Below are 557 nucleotides of genomic sequence, written 5' to 3'. Positions count from 1 at the left end.
GTTCAGCGAGTTGCCGTGCGGCCCCGTGCCCCGGTCAGTCCAGTAGAGGGTTCGCCCGGTGCTATTGAGTTCCAGGTCGATAGGTTCCGGAAGTCCCTCCCACAGCAGTTCGATGTCTCCTCGGCCCTCTGCTGAGCTACTGACGGGGAGCTCGAGTCCGGCGCGGAAGATCCGCCCCTGGCCACCGCCGGCAGGGCCCTTCTGCGTCCAGTAGAGGTACCCGTTCACCGGGTCGACGCACACTCCGACACACCTCTCCTCCTCTTCTGTCGGCCCGCGGCCGGTCGTGGAGACCAGGAGTGTCACGTCGCTGCCGTCCCGCCGGGACCGGTACACGGCTTTTCCCTCACGGTCACACCAGTAGAGCATCCCGGTCGTCGGGTCTGTGACGAGTTGTTTACCGGTGGTGAAGGTTCCCGTCGGCACGATCTGCTCCACCTCGGAGCCGTGGACGGGCCCGCCGTCGAGCGACACCCGCACGACCGCGCCGTTGGTGTCCGTGTACTCAGGTTCCATCCCCGGCCCGGCAGGCGGGCCGTCCGGCCGGCCCATCAGTG

General features: G+C 67.7%; 1 pseudogene. It reads right to left on the bottom strand.

The window, feature by feature from the left end:
• Nucleotides 1–557 (bottom strand): annotated as a pseudogene (locus ACT3TD_RS14830) (hypothetical protein); the annotation flags it as partial.

The sequence above is a fragment of the Corynebacterium sp. AOP36-E1-14 genome (assembly GCF_052377495.1).
Taxonomy (GTDB): Bacteria; Actinomycetota; Actinomycetes; order Mycobacteriales; family Mycobacteriaceae; genus Corynebacterium.
Note: the sequence above shows the minus strand (reverse complement) of the source record. Positions and strands in the feature narration are given on the sequence as shown.